19 protein-coding genes are annotated in these 20727 nt (G+C 57.5%); 3 read left to right on the top strand and 16 right to left on the bottom strand.

Annotated features, from left to right (window positions below):
- Positions 1-10: 10 nt before the first annotated feature.
- From VO84_RS02315 to VO84_RS02375, 13 genes are all read right to left on the bottom strand, one after another.
- Positions 11-1462, bottom strand: coding sequence for an NADH-quinone oxidoreductase subunit N (locus tag VO84_RS02315; RefSeq protein ID WP_058185679.1), 1452 nt, complete (start codon positions 1460-1462; stop codon positions 11-13).
- Positions 1459-3003 carry a complex I subunit 4 family protein gene (locus VO84_RS02320; RefSeq protein WP_082661623.1) on the bottom strand — a complete coding sequence of 515 codons (1545 nt, stop codon included), beginning with the start codon at positions 3001-3003 and terminating at the stop codon, positions 1459-1461. Before VO84_RS02320 ends, VO84_RS02315 begins: the two co-directional genes overlap by 4 nt.
- The gene (gene nuoL / locus VO84_RS02325; RefSeq protein WP_058185680.1) at positions 3000-4937 is read right to left on the bottom strand and encodes an NADH-quinone oxidoreductase subunit L; all 1938 of its coding nucleotides are present in this window, start codon (positions 4935-4937) and stop codon (positions 3000-3002) included. The genes VO84_RS02320 and nuoL overlap by 4 nt, the downstream gene beginning before the upstream one ends.
- Positions 4934-5236 (bottom strand): NADH-quinone oxidoreductase subunit NuoK, encoded by a 303-nt coding sequence (gene nuoK / locus VO84_RS02330; protein ID WP_058185681.1) that lies wholly within the window; start codon positions 5234-5236, stop codon positions 4934-4936. Before nuoK ends, nuoL begins: the two co-directional genes overlap by 4 nt.
- Positions 5233-5745: an NADH-quinone oxidoreductase subunit J family protein gene (locus VO84_RS02335; protein ID WP_058185682.1), complete on the bottom strand. Its 513-nt coding sequence runs from the start codon at positions 5743-5745 to the stop codon at positions 5233-5235. The genes nuoK and VO84_RS02335 overlap by 4 nt, the downstream gene beginning before the upstream one ends.
- A 139-nt stretch (positions 5746-5884) precedes the next feature.
- Positions 5885-6934: an NADH-quinone oxidoreductase subunit NuoH gene (gene nuoH, locus VO84_RS02340; protein WP_058185683.1), complete on the bottom strand. Its 1050-nt coding sequence runs from the start codon at positions 6932-6934 to the stop codon at positions 5885-5887.
- Between the two features lie 36 nt (positions 6935-6970).
- Positions 6971-9307 (bottom strand): molybdopterin-dependent oxidoreductase, encoded by a 2337-nt coding sequence (locus VO84_RS02345; protein ID WP_058185684.1) that lies wholly within the window; start codon positions 9305-9307, stop codon positions 6971-6973.
- Positions 9308-9334: 27 nt separating this feature from the next.
- Positions 9335-10645 carry an NADH-quinone oxidoreductase subunit NuoF gene (nuoF, locus tag VO84_RS02350; protein ID WP_058185685.1) on the bottom strand — a complete coding sequence of 437 codons (1311 nt, stop codon included), beginning with the start codon at positions 10643-10645 and terminating at the stop codon, positions 9335-9337.
- A complete protein-coding gene (locus tag VO84_RS02355; protein ID WP_058185686.1) occupies positions 10638-11168 on the bottom strand; it encodes an NADH-quinone oxidoreductase subunit NuoE family protein in 531 nt (176 codons plus the stop codon). The genes nuoF and VO84_RS02355 overlap by 8 nt, the downstream gene beginning before the upstream one ends.
- Positions 11165-11485 carry a hypothetical protein gene (locus VO84_RS02360; RefSeq protein WP_058185687.1) on the bottom strand — a complete coding sequence of 107 codons (321 nt, stop codon included), beginning with the start codon at positions 11483-11485 and terminating at the stop codon, positions 11165-11167. Before VO84_RS02360 ends, VO84_RS02355 begins: the two co-directional genes overlap by 4 nt.
- Entirely contained in the window at positions 11485-12708 is a 1224-nt protein-coding gene (gene nuoD, locus VO84_RS02365; RefSeq protein ID WP_058185688.1) for an NADH dehydrogenase (quinone) subunit D, read from the bottom strand. Before nuoD ends, VO84_RS02360 begins: the two co-directional genes overlap by 1 nt.
- Positions 12708-13190 carry an NADH-quinone oxidoreductase subunit C gene (locus VO84_RS02370; protein WP_058185689.1) on the bottom strand — a complete coding sequence of 161 codons (483 nt, stop codon included), beginning with the start codon at positions 13188-13190 and terminating at the stop codon, positions 12708-12710. Before VO84_RS02370 ends, nuoD begins: the two co-directional genes overlap by 1 nt.
- Positions 13190-13597 carry an NADH-quinone oxidoreductase subunit A gene (locus VO84_RS02375; protein ID WP_058185690.1) on the bottom strand — a complete coding sequence of 136 codons (408 nt, stop codon included), beginning with the start codon at positions 13595-13597 and terminating at the stop codon, positions 13190-13192. Before VO84_RS02375 ends, VO84_RS02370 begins: the two co-directional genes overlap by 1 nt.
- Positions 13598-13892: 295 nt before the next feature.
- Between VO84_RS02375 and VO84_RS22375 the strand changes: the two genes are divergently transcribed.
- Complete coding sequence (locus VO84_RS22375) at positions 13893-14204, top strand: hypothetical protein (RefSeq protein WP_157439685.1); 312 nt, start codon at positions 13893-13895, stop codon at positions 14202-14204.
- On the opposite strand, the gene VO84_RS02385 is transcribed toward VO84_RS22375, so the two are convergent.
- From VO84_RS02385 to VO84_RS02395, 3 genes are all read right to left on the bottom strand, one after another.
- Positions 14185-15246 (bottom strand): acyltransferase family protein, encoded by a 1062-nt coding sequence (locus VO84_RS02385; RefSeq protein ID WP_082661624.1) that lies wholly within the window; start codon positions 15244-15246, stop codon positions 14185-14187. The two genes, VO84_RS22375 and VO84_RS02385, sit on opposite strands and share 20 nt — an antisense overlap.
- A 105-nt stretch (positions 15247-15351) precedes the next feature.
- Positions 15352-16116: a cytochrome c oxidase subunit 3 gene (locus VO84_RS02390; protein ID WP_058185693.1), complete on the bottom strand. Its 765-nt coding sequence runs from the start codon at positions 16114-16116 to the stop codon at positions 15352-15354.
- Positions 16117-16283: 167 nt separating this feature from the next.
- Complete coding sequence (locus VO84_RS02395) at positions 16284-16772, bottom strand: DUF6982 domain-containing protein (protein WP_058185694.1); 489 nt, start codon at positions 16770-16772, stop codon at positions 16284-16286.
- 295 nt (positions 16773-17067) lie between these two features.
- Between VO84_RS02395 and VO84_RS02400 the strand changes: the two genes are divergently transcribed.
- Both VO84_RS02400 and VO84_RS02405 read left to right on the top strand, forming a co-directional pair.
- Positions 17068-19101 (top strand): tRNA nucleotidyltransferase/poly(A) polymerase family protein, encoded by a 2034-nt coding sequence (locus tag VO84_RS02400; protein WP_058185695.1) that lies wholly within the window; start codon positions 17068-17070, stop codon positions 19099-19101.
- A 200-nt stretch (positions 19102-19301) separates the two neighbouring features.
- Positions 19302-20711 (top strand): C45 family autoproteolytic acyltransferase/hydolase, encoded by a 1410-nt coding sequence (locus tag VO84_RS02405; RefSeq protein ID WP_058185696.1) that lies wholly within the window; start codon positions 19302-19304, stop codon positions 20709-20711.
- Positions 20712-20727 lie beyond the last annotated feature (16 nt).

A 20727-nucleotide genomic window follows, 5' to 3' on the forward strand; every position in this document is an offset into this window, starting at 1 on the left:
CGAATCCGGTTTACTGCAGCGCGTGCGCCGCATTTTCGGCAGCGCGCAGAATCGGCTCCGGCGCGATGCCAAGCCACAGCGTAGCTCCGACAGTGAAGAGCAGGGCAGCGCCAACAGCCACGCCAATTTGCGGCACCGGTAGAGCGGCTTGACTCATTCCATTTTCAGGCTTCTGAGCAACGGTGACCGCAAGCCGCACATAATACGCTGCCGCCACGCCGGAGTTCAGAAGGCCAATGATCGCCAGCACCACAGCGCCGCCACCAACCGCAGCCGAGAAGGAATAAAACTTGCCGAAGAAACCGCCGGTAAACGGAATGCCAATCAGCGAAATCAGGAAGAAGATCAGCAGCGACCCAAGCAGTGGCGATCGATAAAGCACGCCGCGGAAGTCCGCCACTAACGGCAGATGTTCGTCATAGCCACTGATGAGCGTGACCACCGCAAAGATACCGACATTCATGGCCGCGTAAGCAGCAATGTAAAAGGCTGCCGCTGCAATGCCCTTGTCCGCAAGCCCGGCAAACGCAGCAAGCAGATAACCCGCATGCGCAATGGACGAGTAGGCTAGCATGCGCTTCACATTCTGCTGGCGCAGTGCAGCCAGGTTGCCAATGGTCATGGACGCGGCGGCAATAACCCACAGCAACGGCATCCAGAGCGAGCGCAGATCGGGCAGCATCTGATACAGTACGCGCAACAGCAGCGCAAATGCGGCGGCCTTGGGAGCGGTCGAAAGCAGTGCAACCACAGGCGAAGGCGCGCCTTCGTAGACATCCGGCGTCCAGACATGGAAGGGTGCGGCAGAGACCTTGAAGAGGATGCCGACCAGCATCAACATCAACGCCAGGACGATGAACGTGTGATTCTGCGCGGATGCAGCTTTGTGCGCAACTTCGTAAATCTGCGTACTGCCCGTAGCGCCAAAGATCAACGCAATGCCATAGAGCAGAAATCCCGTGGCAAAAGACCCCAGCAGGAAGTATTTGATAGCTGCTTCCGGTCCTTTTCCCGTGTGCTTGCGGTAGCCCGCAAGAATGTAAGTCGAGATGGACGAAATTTCAAGCGCGATGAAGACAACCAGCAACTCGACTGCGCCGGTGAGCAGGCACATGCCGGATGCGCCAAAGAGAACCAGTGCGTAAAACTCGCCCTGGTGATGGCTGTCGCGGGGCAGAGTGTCATAGGCAAGCAGCAGCGCAACAAGCACAATGCCGCAAATCAGTACATGAAAGAAGATCGTAAACGGGCTTGTCTCGACCGCGCCAAAGAAGGCCGTTCCAGGATCAAGGCGAAGCTGAATCAGGCTGGCCCAGAGCGCAAGCATAGTTCCCGGAGCGGCAACCCAGATGAGTCCGCGCCGCTGTGCACGTGGAGGCAGCGATGCATCGATGAGCATGACGAGAATACCGGCCACGACGAGGATAGTTTCCGGAAGGATGCGCAGAAGGTCAGTGTTCATCGTGCGGCCTCCTTGCTGTCATGGAATGTTACAGCGAGCGGTGGCAACAGGATTCGCTGCGAGGACGATGTCTGCTGAATCGGAGCGAGCTTCATAGAGCTTTCAATCGTGGGTAGCCAGAGTCCGGGCGCGAGCCCCATCATCAGCATCAGGAGGGCAAGCGGCGCAAGGACGATCCACTCATTCCAGCGCAGATCTGCGGCAGGCTTTTCCGTGGCCAGCGCACTCTCAGGACCATAAAATACGCGTTGCACGAGCCACAACGTATAGGCCGCGCCAAGAATCACGCTGACGGTAGCTGCGGTGGCCCAGCCCTGACTGACACCGATGAAGGTGCTGGAGAGAATCAGGAACTCGCCGACAAAGCCGTTCAGCATAGGCAGGCCCACCATGGCGAGCGAGGTGATCACGAAGAAGACAGCCGTGCGCGGCAACTTGGCCGCCACGCCGCCAAACGCGGCAATCTGGCTCGATTCATAGCGCGAATAAATCACGCCAAGCAGCACAAAGAGTGCGCCTTCCATCACGCCCTGATTCAGCGTCTGGTAAACAGCGCCGGTGCGTCCGGTGAGTGTAAGCCCATAGATGCCGAGCGTTGTCAGACTGAAGTGGCCGACAGTTCCAAACGCAATGAGCCGCCAGAAATCGCGCTGCACCAGCGCAAGGCACGCGCCATAAAGAATGCCGATCACGGTAAGCGCAATCAGAACTGGCGCGACACACTTGACCTGCTCCGGGAAGAGCGCAACATGGAAGCGCAGCATGGAGTAAAGGCCAAGCTTGCCTGCGATGACCATGGCCAGCGCGACCGGCGCTTCACTAAATGCATCCGCCAGCCAGCCATGCAGCGGGAAGATCGGTACCTTGACCGCAAATGCAAAGAGAAATGCCAGCGCAACCCAGAAGAGTGCGCCTGCAGGCAGCGCGCCGCCCGCAATGGCGGATTGAAGCTCCGTGAAGTTGAAGGTTCCGGTCTTCGCATAGAGCCATAGGATGGCAACGAGCAGAGGCGCAGATGGAATAAAGGTGAAGAGGAAGAACTTCGTCGCAGCTTTCGGACCTTCCTTGCGGCCGTACATGGCAATGAGAATCGCCATGGGCACAAGCGAAAGCTCCCAGAAGCCGTAGTAAAGCATCAGATCCAGCGCCACAAAGACGCCGAACATCGCCGTCTGCTGCACCAGGAAGAGCGCGTAAAAGACCTTGCTGCGCGTCTGGATGACATTCCAGCTGGCCAACACGCCGACGGGCGCAAGCAGTCCGGTCAGCACAACAAGCCAAAGACTCAGGCCGTCAATACCCACGTGATAGTTGATAGCGGGGTTCGAGATCCAAGGCTGAGTCACTTCAAATTGAAAGCCCGGCTGGCCAGCGAGGAAATGCGCAGGCAGGTGCAGCGTCAGACCAAAGCTCGCAAGCACCGTAAGCAGCGCGATCCACGCCGAGAGCTTGCCGCGGTCCGGCAGAAGCGCAATGAGCAACGCTCCGGCCAGCGGCACCAGAAGAATGAGCGTGAGGATGTAGCTGTCGATTGCGTTCATTTCCACCCCGCCCATTTGATGTCCACACCATTGGCTGCCAGCAGCACGGCCCCTGCGAACAACAGCAGCGCAGCCGCGCCCGCCGCAAGCCATGCGGCATACGAACGCAGATTACCCGACTGCCATTTCTGCAGAATGGCCCCAGTCAGCAGTGCGATGCCCGCAAGCAGCCAAACAACGCCGCCGATAATCGCGAACTCAACGACCCACTCAAGCAGGAACCGCGAGATCATCAACAGCGGCTTCACGATGAGCGCGTTATAGATCTCGTCCACCCAATACTTGTTTACGAGCACCTTATATGGGACGGAAAACGATCCGGCAAGCTTCGCAGGCTGATCCGGCTTGGCGAAGTAGAGAACATGTGCGACGAGCCAGCCAATAAGTCCCATGGAAACCGCAATCACGCTGAATGCCCACTCGGGAATACCGCCCGCGGCCTCAACAGCATGTGTACCGACTGCCGGCGCAAGCCATTCGCTGAACTTCTCAATGCCAATCCAGCCGCCGCCAATCGAGAGCAGTGCAAGTATCACCAGAGGGCCAAGCATCGACCACGGACTCTCATGCGGATGCAGCTCTGGAGCGCGCTGTTTGCCGAAAAATGCCAGGTACCAGAGCCGGAACATATAGAACGAAGTCAGCAGGGCAGTGAAGAGTCCAACCGCCCACAACACTCTTCCAAAAGTCCCTTGCTGGAATGCAGCGTAAAGAATCGCATCTTTCGAGTAAAAGGCAGACAGAAAGGGCGCGCCTGCAATCGCAAAGACACCTGCCGTCATCGTCCAGAAGGTGACAGGCAGCTTCTTTCTCAGGCCGCCCATCTTGCGCAGGTCCTGCTCACCGCCAATGCCGTGAATCACTGAACCTGCTGCAAGGAAGAGCAGCGCTTTGAAGAAGGCGTGCGTCATCAGATGGAAGACGCCTGCCGAATACGCCATCACACCGCAGCCAAGGAACATGTAACCAAGCTGCGAGATAGTGGAGTAAGCCAGCACGCGTTTAATATCCGTCTGGACCAATCCCATCGTCGCAGCAAAGAGCGCGGTAGCTGCGCCGATAATCGCCACAACGCTGAGCGCAACCGGCGAGCGGTCAAAGATAGCGTGCGATCGGGCAATCATGTACACGCCCGCTGTGACCATGGTGGCCGCGTGGATAAGTGCGGAGACCGGCGTAGGGCCTTCCATCGCATCCGGCAGCCAGACATAAAGCGGAATTTGCGCGCTCTTGCCCGCGGCGCCCACAAAGAGGCAGATGGCGATGCAGGTCAGCACGCCGCCGGTCCAGCCGGGGTTCTCACCAATCTTCGTTGCAATCTCGCTGAAGGTTAGCGTGCCGAAGTTTGCCAGCAGTAGAAACATGCCGATGAGGAAGCCAAAGTCGCCTATACGATTGACGACGAATGCCTTCTTGCCCGCGTCAGCCGCGGATGTCTTCTGGAACCAGAAGCCGATAAGCAGATACGACGCCAGGCCCACGCCCTCCCAGCCGACGAACATCAGCAGCGCATTGCCGGCCAGCACCAGAACGATCATGAAGAACAGGAAGAGGTTCAGGTACGCGAAGTAGCGCCAGTAGCCTTTTTCATGCGCCATGTAACCGGCGGAGTAAATATGGATAAGGAAGCCGACGCCAGTGATGATGAGCAGCATCGTCAGCGAAAGCTGATCGAGTACGAAGCCGAAATCGACATGCAGCGTGCCGACACTGATCCATGTGGGCGCGCCTTGCTCGATGACCGGAAACGTGATTGCGCCGGACCAGAACAGGTACGCGTCATGCGCGACAATCGCCAGAGACCCGAGCGGCGCCAGAAGCGCGATCAGCGTGACCAGCGCCTTGGGCAGACGGCTGCCAAAGAGCCCGTTCAGCAGGAAGCCGGCGAAAGGCAGCAGCGGAATCAACGGTAAAAATAGCAGTGGTCCGTTCATAGTTTCATCAGGTCGATTCTGTCGACGGCCAGCGTGGCGCGAGCGCGGAAGATGGCGATGATGATGGCCAGGCCCACGGCAGCTTCAGCCGCGGCAACAACCATCACAAAGAAGACGAAGATCTGTCCCTTCACCAGGTGCCACTGATGCGCAAAGGTGACAAAGGAGAGATTGACGCCGTTGAGCATCAGCTCAATCGACATGAAGATGGTGATGAGATTGCGCCGAACGAGGAATCCGACGATTCCCAGACAGAAGAGCGTCGCGCTCAGCAGCAGGTACCACGAGAGAGGAATCACTTGCCGGCCTCCTGGTCTCCGTGACCTTTGCGCGCCAGCGAGACTGCGCCAAGAATGGCGATGAGGATGAGCACGGATGTGACCTCAAAGGGCAGCAGCAGTTCGTGGAAGAGCACGCGGCTTAACTCCTCTGTGCTTGTGATCCCGTCGCTGAGCGAAACCGAGCCGAGGTCCTGCGCTTTAAGAATCACGGTTGCAATCACGGCGAGAATCGCGGCCACAGCAGGGAAGCCGAGCGCAACGGCTGCTTTACTACCAAGCGTACGTTCTTCGCGGCCCGCGTTGAGCAGCATAATGACAAAGGTGAAGAGCACCATGATGGCGCCGGCATAGACAATAATCTGCGCAGCGGCCAGAAACTCCGCGCCGAGCAGCAGATACAGCACCGCCAGCGAAGTCATCACCACCACCAGCGAGAGCGCGCTGTTGATGGGATGCTTCTGGAGCAGGAGATTCAGTGCTCCCGCCAGGCACAATCCGGCAAAAACAATAAAGAGAATCAGGTGCATCGTTCCATCGCATAATGCAGCGGCTCGAAGATTGAGCCGGTCGAGGAAGAGAGGCAGCGAAGTAACTTCGTCGCAGTAAAAGTTCTCTCCGATTGTAAATGAGCGTTGCGCGTAAAAAGCGCATCCTTCGTACGCAACGCTATTGCTTCAACGCAAGCCAGAGGCTTGTTCCCACAATGTTCAGAATTGCAAGCGGCAGCAGATAGCGCCACCCGAAGTTCATCAGTTGGTCGTAACGGAAGCGAGGCAGCGTGCCGCGCACCCAGATGTAAAGAAACAGAAAGAAGAAAACTTTGAGGACAAACCAGAAGATGGGCAGAATCGCGTTAATGATTTGGTTCTGAAACGGGCCGATCAAATTGCCAAGAGGGCTGGTCCAGCCACCAAAAAACATCAGCGTAGCCACGCAGCTCACCGTAATCATGTTCGCGTATTCCGCCATGAAGAAGGTGGCAAACTTCATCGAGCTGTACTCCGTGTGATAGCCCGCAGTCAGCTCGCTTTCCGCTTCCGGCAGATCGAAGGGCGCGCGGTTGGTCTCCGCATATGCCGCCATCAGATAGATAAAGAACGCGACGAACTGGAATCCGCCAAAGATGTTCCACGAAAGAAGGCCATGCGCAGCCTGGCTCTCCACAATCACGCGTAGATTCAGCGATCCTGCCAGCATCACAACGCCGACAAGCGACAGACCAAGCGCCAACTCATAACTGATCAGCTGAGCCGAAGAGCGCAACGACCCCATCAGAGAATATTTATTGTTCGACGACCAGCCTGCCAGCGCAATGCCGTATACGCCGATCGACGTGATGCCGAGAACAACGAGCAGGCCAATGTTGACGTCGGAAATCTGAAAGATGCGAAAGCCCTGCGGCGCAACCTCCGGATTGCCGAACGGCACCACTGCGATAGAAATCAGAGCGCAGCCAAGCGCCAGAACAGGAGCCAGCAGATACAGCGGCTTGTAGACGCTGGTGGGCACAATGTCTTCCTTCAGGAAGAGCTTCGCGCCGTCCACCAGCGGCTGAAGCAGGCCAAAGGGGCCCACGCGGCTGGGTCCCCAGCGGTTCTGGATACGGCCGACGACCTTGCGCTCCAGAAGCACCGTGTATGCCACAGCGGTCAACAGCACCACCGTGACTACCAGCACCTTAAGAATGCTCCAAAGAACAAACCACCAGATCGTCACTTGACTTTAGCCTTTCGTCCTCAAAAAACGTGTGGTTCAGTCCGCTGCGGTCTCTGCCAGCTCGCGGGATTCATATTGATTCAATTCGCTCAAATACGCGCTGTGGCGGCCCAGTTCACCGGAGGTGAATAACCCATCATGCGCCGGTGCAATCATCTCACTGCCAGCCGAAGCAATCGCCGAAACCGGCACAAAACCCGGCTCAGTGGAAACATCGTTTCCGGCAAAAAGATTCAGCCGGTCAAGCTTGTACGCAGGCACCAGTCGCTCGATCTCATCCAGCACTGCCAGCGGATCAAACGGGCTGACCTTCGGTTCAAGACCATTCGCAGTGAGCCATACGGCATGTCGATCAGCTTCGCCAGCCTGCGCGCCGCGCGACTGGCCAAAGTCTCCAACCGCACCGCCCTTGCCAAACGGCACAAGCGTCTTTACATCCACGCCCATACTGCCGGCGAGTCGCACTAGAATTTCGAAATCCGGCTTCGTACCCGCATGATCGGCGGCTTTCTTCACCAGCTGCACATCGCCAAAGGTATTCGTCACAGTGCCGGTCTTTTCATAGAGACTTGCAGCAGGGAAGACAACATCCGCCAGCGCCGTCGTCTCCGTCGGAAACAGATCGAGCACAATGACAAACGCGCCATTCAGGTTTGCAGGATCAACGCCTGCCCTCTTCGCCGGGTTCGCGCCCACAACAAGAAGCGCACCAAGCTTGCCCTCCCGAGCCGCATCAAAGATCTGCGCCTGCGATTTGCCGGCCTTCACCGGCAGTCCCGAATACTCCTGCGCAAAAGCTCCCGCCTCGCCTACCGGCACATAGCCAGGAAGCAAATCCGGCAGTAAGCCCATGTCAGCCGCGCCACGCGAGTTCGAATGATCGCCCAGATACGCAAACCGCACATTGCCGCGATTCAATCCCCACGCCACAAGCGACTTCAGTTGCGCACCACGGAACTCCTGCCCGAAGATAATCAGCAGCGAGTCCTCAGCCATGACGGCCTTGGCAAACTCGCTCTGCTGCTGATCCAGCAGCGTCGTCACATCCTTGTAGCCATTCGGTGGCACGCCTTGCGCAGCCTTCGCCTGCCGCTCCAGCTTGATCGTCTCGTGATTCACCACATACAGCCGCGCGTGATTCAGCCGCACATTCGTGCGCAGGTTCCACGCCAGCAGCGGATGCTCTTCCGTCGGATTGCCGCCAATCAGCAGAATCGCCGGAGCACTCGCCGTTTCGCGCAAGGTCGCGATCTTACCCTCATGCCCAGCCAGTGCCTGCACAAAGCTCACATAGTCGGTGCTGCGGTCGTGATCAATATTGTTGGTGCCAAGAACCGTGCGCGCAAATTTCTGCAACAGGTAATTCTCTTCGTTTGTCGTGCGGTTGGAGCCGATGACGCCAATCGCATCGCCGCCCCCAGTCTTTCCAGACTGGTTGTCTCGAATCTCCTTCAGCTTCGTGCCGGCCACACGCAGCGCATGCTCCCAGGTCGTCGGCTCAAGCTTTCCTGCGGCGTTGCGAACCAGAGGCTTGGTCAGGCGCTCACTGGATTCGACAAAATCAAATCCGAACCGTCCCTTGGCACAAAGGAAATCGCCATTGATGCCGCTCTTGTCGCGGTTATCCGCGCGCACAATCTCTGTGCCGTCATTCGACTGCTTCACGCCGAGCGTTACCTTGCATCCGTCGCCGCAATGCGTGCATACGGTAGAAACGTGGTTCATCTCCCACGGCCGCGTCTTATAGCGATACGATCCGGAAGTCAGCGCGCCCACCGGGCAGGCATCAATGCACATGCCGCACTGTTCGCAATCCAGATGATCGCCGCCGTTCGGCGCAATCACTGACGTCACGCCGCGGTTCTGAATACCCAGCGCGTACACATCCATCCCCTCGCCGCACATGCGCACGCAGCGATAGCAGAGAATGCAGCGTGGCCTGTCAAAATAGACCGCTGGAGACCATTGTTGTTCCTCGCGGTGCTGCTTCGCCTCAACATAAAGGCTCTCGCCCGCGCCGTACTTGAAGGTCATATCCTGCAGCTCGCACTCGCCGCCCGCATCACAGACCGGGCAGTCCAGCGGGTGATTGCCGAGCAGCAATTGAATCGTCGCCTTGCGCGCCTGCGCAATCTCGGGCGACTCGGTAACGAAGACCTGTCCCTCGGCAACCGTCGTCGTGCATGCGGTCTGCAGCTTGGGAACCTTCTCCTGGCGCACCACGCACATACGGCAGGCGGCCTGCAGGCTCAGCCCCGGGTAATAGCAGAAAGCAGGAATCTCAATACCGGCCTTGCGGCAAGCATCGATCAGCAGCGTCCCTGCGGGAGCCATCAGCTTCTTTCCATCGACCGTGAAGGTTACGTCAGCCACTTCGTCTCCAGTTCATCCTTGACGCCGCTAAACAACGGCCAGTTCTACATGCTTCGCAAACGGGCACGGTTTCCCGTTCAGGTGATCCTCAAACTCCTTGCGGAACTTCTTCACAAATCCAATCGTTGGCATTGCTGCCGCATCGCCAAGCGGGCAGAAGGTGCGCCCCATCATGTTTTCGGCAAGGTACTGAATGTTATCGATATCTTTCTCCGTGCCAAAGCCCGCATGGAAGCGCGTCAGCGACTTCTTCAGCCAATCCGTTCCCTCGCGGCACGGAATGCACCATCCGCAGCTCTCATGCGCATAGAAGCTGATCGTCCGCAGTGCAAACTCGACCATGCAGGTCTGATCATCAATGACCACGACCCCGCCTGAGCCAAGCATCGATCCCGCTTTACCCACCTGGTCGAAATCCATGCCGAGGTTTTCAATCTCTTCGGGCAGTAGCACTGGAGTCGAAGACCCACCCGGCACAACCGCCTTCAGCTTGCGTCCGCCGCGCACGCCGCCGCCAACCTCGTAAATCATCTTCTTGAGGTTGTAGCCCATTGGCAGCTCGTAAATCCCGGGCCGCTCCACATGTCCGCTCAGACCAAAGAGACGCGTTCCACCGTTGCGCTCCGAGCCCACAGCTGCATACGCCGCCCCCCCCATGCTGATCACATGCGGAACAGAAGCAATAGTCTCAGCATTGTTGATCACCGTCGGGCCGCCATACAAACCAACCACTGCAGGGAAGGGCGGCTTGATGCGCGGCACGCCCCGCTTGCCTTCAAGCGACTCCATCAGCGCCGACTCTTCGCCAACCTCGTACGCACCCGCACCGCTCTGCGTAATCACATTGAACTCGAAATCCGAGCCGAGAACATTCTTGCCCAGGATGCCCTTCTCATAGGCATCGGCAACAGCCTTCTCCGTGATCTCCAGCAGGTAGCGGTATTCGCCGCGAAGATAAATGAAGCCCGTCTTCGCGCCAATCGCAAGACCCGCAATCATCGTGCCTTCAATCACCGCATGAGGATCGTGCAGAAAAATCAGATGGTCCTTACAAGTGCCCGGCTCGCTCTCATCGCCGTTCACCAGCACATACTTCGGCTTGGCGCTCTGCTTGGGCACAAACGACCACTTCAGTCCCGTCGGAAAGCCAGCCCCGCCGCGCCCGCGCAGGCCCGAGGACTTCATTTCATTGATGACCCACTCTGGCCCTTCCGCAATGCACTTCTTCAGCGACTCGTACCCGCCCAGCTCCATGTACTTGTCGATATTCGCCGCGCCCATACCAAAGCGCTTCGTCACAATCTTCACTTCATCGGGATGCGAGACCAGCCTAGGCATTCTTCACGCTCCCGTTCGCCTTGCTCTTATATTCACTGATGATCTTAGGCACATCGTTCGGAGTCAGCTCATCATGAAAGGCATAGTTCACCTGGATTGCAGGCGCCCAGCAGCAGACCCCGATGCATTCCACTTCTTCAAGCGAAAAAACTCCATCCGATGTAACGCCCTTGTGCCCAATATGCAGCTCATCCTGAAAGCGCTCATACAACTCATACGCGCCGCGCAGCATGCAGCTGATATTGGTGCATACCTGGATGTTGAATTTTCCCGCAGGCTTGAAGCGAAGCATCGAGTAATACGTCGCCACGTTGCGAACATCGAGCTGCGTGATGCCAATGCGCTCAGCCACTTCCGCAATCACAGCATCAGAGAGATAACCAATCTCGTCCTGCGCATAGAGCAGCATGGGAATCAGCGCCGAGCGCTTCACCGGATACTTGGCCACAAGCACGTCAAAGCGCGCCGACAGCTGGGGCGAAAAGATGGACATCGTCTCCGTGTTCGATTCTTTGGGGCTCATTGCATCAACTCCCGTGCCCAGGCTTCCGCTGCCAAATCCATCTCTTCCTCACCTGCCGCGCTTTTCAGCTGCCCGGCTTCGGTTAATTTCAGCATCCCGCTCTGTCCATCTTCACGCTGCCAGTTCACTTTTGCCCCGCCGCGTTTCAAATCCAGCCACTTGTCGCCGTGCCGGACTGTAATCTGCTCCTCGCCCAACTCCACCGTGGCTTGCCGGTTTCCGTTCAATCCATGCGCCGCGGTGTAACTGCGGAGCAGGGAAGCGAGCGATACCCAAAGTTCCACATACAACCGCTCGCTGTGGTCAGTGACCGACACTAGCGGTCAATCTCCCCCAGCACAATATCGATCGAACCGATCACAGCCACCACATCGGCCAGCATCCGTCCCTTGCACATCGTTTCCAGCGCCTGTAACGAAGCAAATCCCGGGTACCGCATGTGCACGCGATATGGCTTAGCGGTGCCGTCGGAAACCACGTAATACCCCATCTGGCCGTGACCCGATTCAATCTGCTGATACACTTCGCCCGCCGGAACCGCAAAACCCTCAGTCACAATCTTAAAGTGATGAATCAACGCTTCCATCTGCGTCTTCATCACCTCGCGATCCGGCAGCACAATCTTCGGCGCATACGCCTTGTAATCGCCTTCCGGCATTCCATCCAGCGCCTGATTAATGATCTTCACGCTCTCGCGCATCTCGTCGAGCCGCACAACATAGCGCGCCCAAACATCGCAGCCGTCCGATATCGGCACATTGAACTGAAACTTCTCGTAGCTCGAGTACGGCATATCACGCCGCAGATCGACATCAATTCCCGAAGCGCGAGCCACAGGCCCGGTAACAGCCAGAGCAATAGCATCTTCCTTCGAAAGGTGCCCGATGTTCTTGAGCCGGTTCACAAAGATCGGATTGCCCGTCAACAAATTCGAGTATTCATCAATCTTTTCCGGAAAGGTCGTTATAAAGCCCTTGATCCGCTCATACATTCCCAGCGGCGGCTCCATTGAAAGGCCACCAATGCGGAAGTAGCTGGTCATCATGCGCTGACCTGCCACCATCTCAAAGATCTTCAGAATCTCTTCGCGCTCGCGGAAGGTATAGAGAAAAACCGTCAGCGCGCCAATGTCCATGGCGTGCGTGCCCAGCCAGATCAGGTGCGAATTAACGCGCGTCAGCTCCGTCAGCAACACGCGAATCCACTGCGCCTTCTCGGGAATTTCCAACTCCAGTAGCTTCTCAACAGCCAGGCAGTAACAGAGGTTGTTGGCCAGCGGCCCCAGGTAATCCACACGGTCCGTCATCGGAACCACCTGCTGATAAAACTTTGCCTCGCAGGTCTTCTCAATCCCCGTATGCAGATAGCCAATTTCGGGATACAGCCGGACGACAATCTCGCCGTCAATCTCCAGCACCAGCCTCAGCACACCATGTGTGGACGGGTGCTGCGGGCCCATATTCAACACCATGTGCTGATCGCTTGAACCCTCGGCAACAGGAGCTTCCAGGATCGGCGTGCCTACGTCGAAATCCGCCATTAGCGATACCCCTCCACCGGATAGTCCTTGCGCAGCGGATGTCCCACCCAGTCATCCGGCATCAAAATACGCCGCAGATTCGGATGGTTTTCAAAACGAATGCCGAAAAGGTCAAAGACCTCGCGCTCATAATAGTTCGCGCCCGGCCAGATACGCGTGATGGATTCCACCGACGCATCCGCCTCATCCACCAGCACGCGCAACCGCACCACTTCTTTAAACTGATGCGACTGAATGTGATAGCTCAGCTGAAACCGCGGCGTCGAAGGATACCAGTCCACCGCCGTCATATCCTGAAACGCGTTGTACCCCGCAGCCTGCACAGCCTTCAGCGCAGCAACAATGTTGTCACTCGCCACCGTCAACGTCAGCTCGCCGCGATCAAACTTCGCGTCCGTAATCAGCTCGCCCAAAGCCTTCACAGCCGGATGCTCCGGCAGCTTTTCGGTCACGGCGGCTTTTCCCAGCAGCGTTTCTGCCATTAAAGATCCGCCTTGTCCAGGCTCCAGTCGAGGATGCCCTTACGAACGATATAGAAGATTCCCACAGCCACGAAGCCCAGGTAGACGATCATCTCCCAGAATCCAAAGAATCGGGAGCCGGTAATCTCAGGCAGCTTTCTGTAAATCACCGCCCACGGCATCATGAAGACCGCCTCTACATCGAAGAGGATGAACAGCATCGCCACCATGTAGTAGCGCACGCTGAAGCGTCCGCGCGCATCGCCCACAGCCTCAACGCCGCACTCGTATGCGGCAAGCTTCGTTTTCGAGTTGCGGTGACGGCCGACAAACCTCGAGCCCAGAATCATGCTCGTGCCCAGCCCGAACGCAACCACAATCTGTATCAGCAACGGCAAGTACTGCCAATGGTAGGGAATGGGATTCATCTCATCCGCTCGGAAAAGAAAGGGTAAAAGTCCGTGAACACAGGAAAGAGAATCGGAGTTCCTGTGCGATAAGGTGCTGATTTGAGATTAGGTTTTCAAGCTCCATACGTCAAGGCTGTGATCGCTGTCACACATATCCCTCAAGCCCCGGCTGCTCTCCATGACTGCGATTCACGCGTTTGCAAATTTCCCAACTCGATCCACGCCCGCTCCTCCAATTCATAACGGAACAGTACTTCAGTCATATGAAGAAAAACTTATTCAAGTCGAAGAAATGCATGAGGAGAATCTCATCATGGCTGCGACCACTACCTCCAGCTTCCTGCTCCAGGCCGCCCCACCTGCTGCCCAGGCTCTGCCCCTGCACGTAAGCCGTCGCCGCCGCATTGACCGGGATTCTGGCCGCGCCCTTGAGATACTGGCCCACGCCATTGAATATCTGGCCGACGAATACGTCCATCACGGCGGCCAGCTTAAAGGCAGTGATGGCCAGGTCCAGGCCATGCAGATTCTCATGGCCGCCAACCGCAGCATCTACATCGCATGTCCTGAGATTCCCACTCTCGAACAACGCTGCGCCGCGTTTTTCAAGCGACTGTTTGCGTAGCTTGATCTGAGATAGCTGCGCGCTTCGGAGACGTCTTTTTACGCAAATAGTCCGTAATCGGCCTTTCCACGTACTGATGGATGAGACAGGCTACTGCGATCGAGGTAGCCATACTCAACCCGATGGACAGCAGGGGATTATTCATATGCAGGCGCTTTAGAATCTCAGGGGCCGCAGGCGCAATGAAGGGATGAAACAGGTAAAGTACATAGGATGCATCGCCAAGGAATAGCGCCCACTTGGGCAGCCATTTCAGCCGAGGCTCCAATGCCGCAGTCCCCCAGATGGTAAGCGCCGCCGCAATCCCGTAAAACGAAATAATATATGGCTTTGGCACCGGTAAAAACAGCAGCCATGTCATTCCGCCAACAAGCATAAGGGCCGCCAGCGCCGGATGCATGCGTTTGCCGCTCAGCACCCACTTGGCAATCAGCATACCGAAGAAAAATTCCAGGACAATCGGATCCAGATAAAAGGATGCGCCGGGCCAGTCAGGCTGCCGGAAGATCGATGCGACGGCAAGGGGAAAAAGAACCGCGGCGACGAAGATATAAACATTGGCGCGCAGTTTCAACGCGCTCGTGAAAATCGCATAAAAGAACATCTCGAAATTCAGCGTCCACCCGACAATCAGAAGCGGCTCAATTCCTTCGCTGCTGCGATAGGGAAGGAAGAAATAGGATGAAATCACCCTGCCCCAATCGAGGTGGGAGTGCATAAGCATGCCTGCAGTAACCAAAAACGCAACCAGCTTAATCGATGTCGCAATCCAGTACATCGGCACAATACGGACAATGCGCCGCTGGGCGAAGAGCTTCCATCCAACCGGGTTGCTGAAGAGTTTTTCTGATGAGTAGACCATCATGAAGCCGCTCAGTACAAAGAACAGGTCCACTCCCTTGGCTCCACGCAGCCAGTCCCACTGAGGTGTTTGCGGGCTGAGCCGCGAAACGTAATACAGGCCGCTGTGAAGGACAAGAACCAGCATCGAGGCCACGGCGCGCATCGTCTGGAGTCCCCGGTAGACTTTTTCTTCTCCCATGCGTGCAGTATATATAACGTCTATTGCGGACTATGAGGGCTGTAATTGCCAGTGAGTGGGACCGCAGGCGAAGCAGCAAACATCTGTATCGCGTCGAGTTATGCGCTACTGACCCGCCGCCAGCACGCCCAGCAGCAGCAGCCACGCCAGCCCCATCGTGTGCCAGTACCAGGCCGTCGCATCGACAGCAATCTGCCGTGCCTGCACCTGTTTTAAAAGGCTCAGCGCACACAGGCAAAAGCCCAGAAACACCACTCCAAGCACCAGATGCAGCGCGTGCAGCCCGGTAATCAGGTAAAAAAAGTAGCTCGCCGGCGTAGCCCATCGATCAAAGGCAAAGCCCTCGGCCGTAAGCTGCCGCCAGGCCTCCATCTGCCCGGCCACAAACAGCCCGCCCAGAATCAAAGTTGCCGCCAGCCAGGGTCGCGCCCGCTTCACAGCCGGCTTACCCAGCCCAAACCATTCCTCCAGCGCGTCTATCTCGTGGAAAATTCCACGCCGAGCCATCTCCATAGTCAGGCTGCTCAGCACCAGCACCGCGGTATTGAGGTACACAATCGGAGGCAGCAAGATAGGCCGCCAGTCTCCAATCATTTCGAAGGTGCGCGGGGCCAGATGTCTGCTCGTCTGCCTGGCAAAAAAGAAGACCACCAGCACAGCAAACGCCATCATGTCTGCGGATAGTCCAAAAAAGACAAAGAATCGGAAGCGGTGCAGCCTGTCGCGGGCACTGCCGCGCGGGCCGTGCCAGTCATCGTCGCCGCCGCCACCTCCGCCGCCGGTGGGCCGCCGATCGACAGGCGGTTTCCCGCCGATTCCCGGCTCCTTCCGTTCAATCTCCGTCGGTGTGCGTGTGAAGGTAACTGGCATGGCTGGGCCTCAGCTGAGGCGGCAAAACCGCTCAAGGTTTTGACGCATGAATCTTCGCACGGAATGGCCGTCTCTGCAATTCCATTAGATGCATTTTCCACAACGCGGGGTTTGGGCTAGTCGATCCAGACTAAGCTCCTGCGCCGAAGACGCCGTTGCCTGCACGGCTAGTCCTCGGGAAACAGCTCCGGCTGCGGCTCACGCCGTCCACGCTTCCCGGCCCCAATCAGGCTCACCACCTCCAGCGTCGCAATCGCGGGGCGGGGAACATAAATTCGCTGGGTATTCGATCGTTGATCGGGAGGCGTCAGCAGTAAACCCGCACCGTCCACCAGGCTGCGGTCGTTGGTTGCCAGGCCCTCGAGCTCATCGCCATCCTTAAGCTCCATCCGAAGCCACAGCCCAGCCGCCCGGGGCCGTACGGTAAATCGCTTGTGCAGCAGCCGTTCCGGGTTGGGGTCGCTCGCAGCCCCGCCAGGAAGATCTCGCACATAGCAGACCCATTTCACGGACGCCCACGCAAACCGAAGAACCTTCCCGCCAGGGTCCAGAATTTCCATCTCCTCAGCTCCGGTAACAAAGCCTGCGGGAGCGTACCCCGCAAACCAGTCGCGGGAGAACCTGCGTACAATCACGGGTTTGCGCTGTGAGGGCATTAGTCAGGATTGTCGCATGCAGAAAGAGCTAAGGGGACGAGGGAAGAGGGACAACGGACCACAACCGCCACGGGCAACGCACCGCCGCGCTAAGCCGGTTGAGATAATCTCCAAAGTCCGCACAAAGCCATCCTCGCACTTGTCCCTCTTCCCTTATCCCTTCCTTCACTCATCTTGGTGCAAAAGATATCTAGCCAAGCCCGGCCGATTGTGTTAATGTACACCTTTGTAATGTGTGCCCTGTGCGGCGTAAGAGTAAGCCTATCAGGCACTTGGAGCAAAACAGGAATCCTCGATGCCCGATTATGTCTACCTGTTGGAAAACAGGCTTTCTGCCGACCAGCAACATGCCCTCCGCACCCTCCGGGAAATAGCCCGGGACGCCGAACTGATCCTTTTTCTCACCGGCGACGCAGTCCGTGACCTCACCAGCGGCCATGCCGTGCGCGATCTTGAAGTAACTGTTCAAGGAAGCGCTCTTAAGTTAAAGAAAAGGATAGAGAAGTCTGGCGCAAAAATCTGGGGCGAAGATGAAACCACCCGGACCCTTTACCTCTGTTTTCCGGGCACCGTCCGCGTCGATCTCGTCAGCACGCACCGCGTTGAGTACCCCAAGCCCGGCCATCCCATTTATTCCGCCGCCAACATTCAGGACGACCTGCGCCGCCGCGACTTTACCGTCAACGCCATGGCTATCTCCCTCAATGAGGGCTCTTACGGCCTGTTGATGGATCCCCTCAATGGCGCGGCAGACATTGAAGCACGTGTGCTCCGCCTGGTCTCTAATTACGGTTTTATTGAAGATCCGTCGTTGCTGATTCGAGCCACACGGTTCAAGGTTCGCCTCGGCTGGGAACTCGATCCCCGCACCCAGCAACGCTATGAAAACGCCAAGGCCGACGGTGCCATCGAGTACCTTTCCAAGCTGGCCCGCAGTCGTGAACTGGAGCAAATCGGCCATGAAGACGATGGCCTGAAGGTCCTCGAGGCCTTTGAAACAGAAGGCTGGATGGCGGTTCTCTTTCCGCAATGGACTCACGCCAAGGTCGACGCCGCCAGGCTCCATGCTTTGCATGATCTGCGCGTCGAGTTGCTGGTGCTGGGCGTCCATGCCGACATGTCCGCCGCCCAGATGCAGCTGCTCACAGCCAAGCTTCAGCCCAAGGATCTCGCCACACTCAAAAAAGCACTACTGCGTCCCGGTTTCGTGGAAGAGTGGAATGGGTTGGATGCGGCCGCCTCGGCCTTTGCCAAGGTGCTGCTCTCAAAGGAAAATAAGACCCCTTCGGCAGCCTACAGGCTCTTTACCAGCTACAATCCGGAAGCCATTCTCTGGCTTGGATTTACCAGCAAGGATGCGGCGGTCAAGGAACATTACAACCAGTTCCTCAAGGTCTGGCCCGAGACCCGCAAGCAGATTCCCTTTGCGTTGCTGCAGGAGATGCGCATCCGCCCGGAGCTGCCCGGTTACAACGACCTTCTGCATGCCATCTTCCTTCAGCTGATTGACGGCAAGCTGACCACTCCTGAGGAGATCAAGGCATATCTTGAACCCCACTCCCCGCCGCCGCCGCCGCCGCCCGTCACCATCAAGCGTCCCCGCGGCCGCAAAGCTGCCGAAGCACGTTCCCGCGACTTTGAAGAGGACGAGGAGGAGGATGTTGTCCGCGGATCCTCTGACGATGATCTGGACGACATGGGTGGCGAGGACGAGGTAGGTCTCGGCCTCTCAAGGACCGATCAGGCTGGCGAAGCCGAAGAAGACCACGACCATGAGGACGAGGAAGAGGAAGAAGACGAGCCGGCTCCTCCCGTCAAGCGCGGTAAATCTTCTGCTGCTCCCAAAGCTGTGAAATCGGCTTCCGCGCCCGAAAAACCCGTCCCGGCTCCAACTCCAGCTCCAGTTCCAGCCAAAACCGAGAAGGTGCCAGCGCATGCACCAACTCCCGTTCCATCTTCGGCCAAAGCCGAAAAGGTGGCAACCCACGCTCCAGCAAAGCCGGAAGCTCCGGTAAAAACTCCCGCTAAGGCAGCAAAGCCGGCTCCCGCGCAAATTAAGGTTCCGGCTAAAACCGTCGCGCCTGCGCCTCCTGTAAAAAAGGTTCAGCCGAAGCCTGCACCCAAGCCGCATGCCAAAGCTCCAGTGAAAAAGGCCGCGGCCAAGCCTGCCCACAAGCCGCTGGCAAAGAAGTCTCCGGTCAAAAAAGCAGCAGCCAGGGTAACGCCTGCCAAGCCGAAGAAGATCGTGCAGCATGCCAAGCCCAAAGCCGCAAAGCCAAAGCCGCACAAGAGCGCCAAGCCGGTAAAGAAGCACGCCAAGAAGCGCTGATCTCGCAACTCGGTGCTTCGGTAATTTTTGTAAAAAGTTTGCGGAATAATTCGAGGATTCTGTCAAACTCAAAATCATCAAGTCAGAAAAGGCCCGGTCCCTCAGACCGGGCCTTCGCATTTGCGAAGCTGAAAAATCGTGAAGGCGTGGAACGTGGTATCTTCGGTTCAATCCCGTCGATCCGAGGAGCCTCCGCCGCAATGAACCGCGCCTTCCGTATCTCATTCGCCTGTCTGGTTCTTCTACTCGCCGCCTGCACAGCCCGCGCCGCCGAAACCTCCGGCCCCGGCTATAAATTTCACTCCGGCGGTTGGACCTACGTCCATCTCCAAGGCACGCCCGGGGAAATCGGATTCCAGCACGGCAGCCTGCTCAAGGATGAGATCGAGGACATGATTCATGTAACCCAGGTGGAGACCGGCCACGATACCAAACGCGACTGGGCCTTCTACCGCGAGGCGGCAAAGACCCAGCTCTGGCCGCACATCGACAGCGAATATCAGCAGGAGCTCCAGGGCATCGCCAAAGGCCTTCAGTCCAAAGGCAGCAAGCTTGATCTCTGGGATGTCGTCGCACTCAACGGCGGCATCGAACTGCCGCAGTATTATCTGCCATGGCTCAACAAGAACCAGAAGGCCGCCAATGCGCCAGTCATTCTCCCGCGCGGACGTTGCTCGGCCTTTATTGCCACCGGAAGTTACACAAAAGGCGGCAAAATCGTCATCGCCCACAACAACTGGTCCACTTATGCCGAGGGCGCGCGCTGGACGATCATGTTTGACATTCAGCCCGCGCATGGCCATCGCATCCTGATGGACGGCTCGCCGGGCGTCATCACCAGCCAGGACGACTTTGGCGTCAACGACGCCGGCCTGATGATCACCGAGACCACCATCACGCAGTTTGAAGGCTGGAATCCCGACGGCAAGCCGGAGTTTGTTCGCTCCCGCAAAGCCATGCAGTATGCCGGCTCCATCGATGAGTACGTCGCCATCATCAAGGACGGCAACAATGGCGGCTACGCCAACGACTGGCTTATCGGCGACCGCAATACCGGCGAAATCGCGTATCTCGAACTCGGCCTGAAGAACACACCGCTCTGGCGCACGAAAGACGGCTACTTCGTCAGCTCAAACTTTGCCCGTGACCCAAAGCTGCTCCGCACAGAAGCACCTGAATTCGATACGAAAAACATGCAGAGCTCGCCGAACGCCCGTCGCGTCAGCGCCGAAAAACGCATCGAAGAAGCGCGCGGACGAATCGACGTCGCTATCGCCGAGCAATTCCTCTCCGCACATGAGGACAGCTACACCGGCAAGGTCAATCCCGACGGCCGCTCACTGTGCGGTCACGTGGATCGTGATCCCCGTGGCGTTCCTGAGTGGGGCGACGCCCCGTATTACCCTGATGGCGCTGTCACCGGCAAGGTCACGGATTCGGACCTCGCAGCAAAAATCAGTCTCATCGGCCACGCAGGCCATCCCTGCGGAGAAGATTTTCTCGCTGCGCCGTTCCTGGCCGCGCATCCTCAATACAGCTATCTCAAGCCGATCCTCAAGGACATGCCTTCTGGGCCGTGGACGGAGTTCACCGTCGGCGAAAAGAAGTAGCCACTACTTGTAAATC

The organism is Occallatibacter gabretensis (genome assembly GCF_001449115.1).
Classification (GTDB): domain Bacteria; phylum Acidobacteriota; class Terriglobia; order Terriglobales; family Acidobacteriaceae; genus Telmatobacter; species Telmatobacter gabretensis.

Excerpts from the sequence above, each read along its gene's own strand:
- VO84_RS02315 (WP_058185679.1), bottom strand. The coding sequence starts at position 1,462 with ATGAACACTGACCTTCTGCGCATCCTTCCGGAAACTATCCTCGTCGTG.
- VO84_RS02320 (WP_082661623.1), bottom strand. The coding sequence starts at position 3,003 with ATGAACGCAATCGACAGCTACATCCTCACGCTCATTCTTCTGGTGCCG.
- nuoL (WP_058185680.1), bottom strand. The coding sequence starts at position 4,937 with ATGAACGGACCACTGCTATTTTTACCGTTGATTCCGCTGCTGCCTTTC.
- VO84_RS02335 (WP_058185682.1), bottom strand. The coding sequence starts at position 5,745 with ATGCACCTGATTCTCTTTATTGTTTTTGCCGGATTGTGCCTGGCGGGA.
- nuoF (WP_058185685.1), bottom strand. The coding sequence starts at position 10,645 with ATGCCTAGGCTGGTCTCGCATCCCGATGAAGTGAAGATTGTGACGAAG.
- VO84_RS02355 (WP_058185686.1), bottom strand. The coding sequence starts at position 11,168 with ATGAGCCCCAAAGAATCGAACACGGAGACGATGTCCATCTTTTCGCCC.
- nuoD (WP_058185688.1), bottom strand. The coding sequence starts at position 12,708 with ATGGCGGATTTCGACGTAGGCACGCCGATCCTGGAAGCTCCTGTTGCC.
- VO84_RS02370 (WP_058185689.1), bottom strand. The coding sequence starts at position 13,190 with ATGGCAGAAACGCTGCTGGGAAAAGCCGCCGTGACCGAAAAGCTGCCG.
- VO84_RS02375 (WP_058185690.1), bottom strand. The coding sequence starts at position 13,597 with ATGAATCCCATTCCCTACCATTGGCAGTACTTGCCGTTGCTGATACAG.
- VO84_RS22375 (WP_157439685.1), top strand. The coding sequence starts at position 13,893 with ATGGCTGCGACCACTACCTCCAGCTTCCTGCTCCAGGCCGCCCCACCT.
- VO84_RS02385 (WP_082661624.1), bottom strand. The coding sequence starts at position 15,246 with ATGGGAGAAGAAAAAGTCTACCGGGGACTCCAGACGATGCGCGCCGTG.
- VO84_RS02390 (WP_058185693.1), bottom strand. The coding sequence starts at position 16,116 with ATGCCAGTTACCTTCACACGCACACCGACGGAGATTGAACGGAAGGAG.
- VO84_RS02395 (WP_058185694.1), bottom strand. The coding sequence starts at position 16,772 with ATGCCCTCACAGCGCAAACCCGTGATTGTACGCAGGTTCTCCCGCGAC.
- VO84_RS02400 (WP_058185695.1), top strand. The coding sequence starts at position 17,068 with ATGCCCGATTATGTCTACCTGTTGGAAAACAGGCTTTCTGCCGACCAG.
- VO84_RS02405 (WP_058185696.1), top strand. The coding sequence starts at position 19,302 with ATGAACCGCGCCTTCCGTATCTCATTCGCCTGTCTGGTTCTTCTACTC.